Genomic DNA, 1,678 nt, shown 5'->3' with positions numbered 1-1,678 from the left:
TATTAAACTCAGCGAGACTGTCACCAGTCTCGCTGGTCTTCAAAACCGTGCATGAGACTTTCACCTCACACGGCTCCTCAATGATTTGGCGCTTGTTACGCATACCTCATTACCCATTTACCATCGACTTTTTCAAGTTTTCTGGCGGGCTTAGGCTTGGCACTATTGCAGCCAGATTGGTTGCCGAGACTGCCATCGATAGCAGTCTTTGTGTCGTGGCAATGTCTGTGAATGAGTTGCCAATTATCGTAAGAATCTTTTCCACCTTGCGATTTAGGGATTCTGTGGTCAACTTCCATCACATCGTCTTCACGGAAAAACAAACCACAGTGGGTACACTTTCCTTTTTGCTTTTTCAGGAGTTTTGATACCCTACTTGGCATTTCTGGGTTGTTACCCATTCTTGTACTCCAGTAAACCAGGTTTCCGTTGTAGGTCGACGATTCGCCTTTAACTTTTATATGTCGCACTATTGGAGTGTCAGCATGATTAAGTAACCGAAGTGGTTTTAAACCTTCCTTCCTGGTTGCGAATACCCAGTTATCTCCGCCTATAGGTTGCCAATATTTCTTTGACACCCATTCCCCATTCTTTTTGGGGTGGCGGCGTTTTGCCCAAGCTCTTAACTTTTGGTACGTGAGGTCATCGATATCTGAGTAAGCTACCTTACTTACTACAGTCGCATAGTAGTTAGCCCATCCCCTAATAATAGGGTTTAAATGGCTGATTAACGCCGCTTGCGGTGCTGCCTTATGAGCTTCGATAACCAATGCGATTTGTTCGTAATGTACCTTTTGCTTCTGCTTGCTTGGGGTGATGATTGTTTTAAAACCCTGTTTCGAGTGATACTTTCCTGTTGGAAACTGTTGTATTGTGAAACCAAGAAAATCAAATCCCGGTTCCTCTTGCTCATACCGTACTAGGGTGTGGGCAAGTCTCGTTTTACTGGGTTTTAGTTCCAGACCCATGCCATGTAACCATTCAGAGATAATCTCTTTACATCTTTGAACAACGGTTATATCTTCGTGAATGATCACGAAGTCATCGGCATAACGAATCAGACTGAGACTCCTGTAATTGTCGAGTCTATTCTTTCCTCTTTTGGTAGGCAGGGTTTCTGCATACTGTTTGATTCGTTCTTCCATACCGTGTAGGGCGATATTTGCCAATAACGGAGAAATGACCCCGCCCTGTGGCGTACCCTCGGATGTTGGGAATAACTGCTCTCCATCCATCACTCCCGCTTTTAACCAGGCTCGAACTTGTCGGCGAATGGTAGGGAATGTATTTAATTTTCTCAGCAGTGCTTCCTGGTCGATGCGGTCGAAACATTTGGAAATATCGGCATCAAGCACGAATTTCGGCTTTTTCCGGGTTGAGTTAAAAATTGCTTCCACCGCATCTTGGCATGAGCGTCCAGGTCTGAACCCGTATGAGTTAGGTTCAAATCGCGCTTCCCATTCTGGTTCTAGTGCCAGTTTGACCAGCGCTTGCAAGGCTCGGTCTTTTATTGTAGGTATACCTAGAGGTCGTTTCTCTTCCGTTCCTGGCTTGGGAATCCATACTCGCCTAGTCGGACTAACCTTAGACCCCAGTTTTAAATTATTTACTAACTTCAAACGTGCTGCTGGGGACAAGGATTTCACCCCGTCCACTCCTGCCGTTTTCTTGCCAGTAT

The 1,678-nt window shown here is 45.4% G+C and carries 1 protein-coding gene; it reads right to left on the bottom strand.

Annotated features, from left to right (window positions below; translation table 11 throughout):
• Positions 1-95: 95 nt before the first annotated feature.
• Positions 96-1,678: group II intron reverse transcriptase/maturase (ltrA, locus tag QUB16_RS33320; protein ID WP_333322672.1), on the bottom strand; the 1,583-nt coding region annotated here is incomplete at its 5' end.

This window comes from Microcoleus sp. D3_18a_C4, assembly GCF_036702415.1.
Lineage (GTDB): Bacteria > Cyanobacteriota > Cyanobacteriia > Cyanobacteriales > Microcoleaceae > Microcoleus.
Note: the sequence above shows the minus strand (reverse complement) of the source record. Positions and strands in the feature narration are given on the sequence as shown.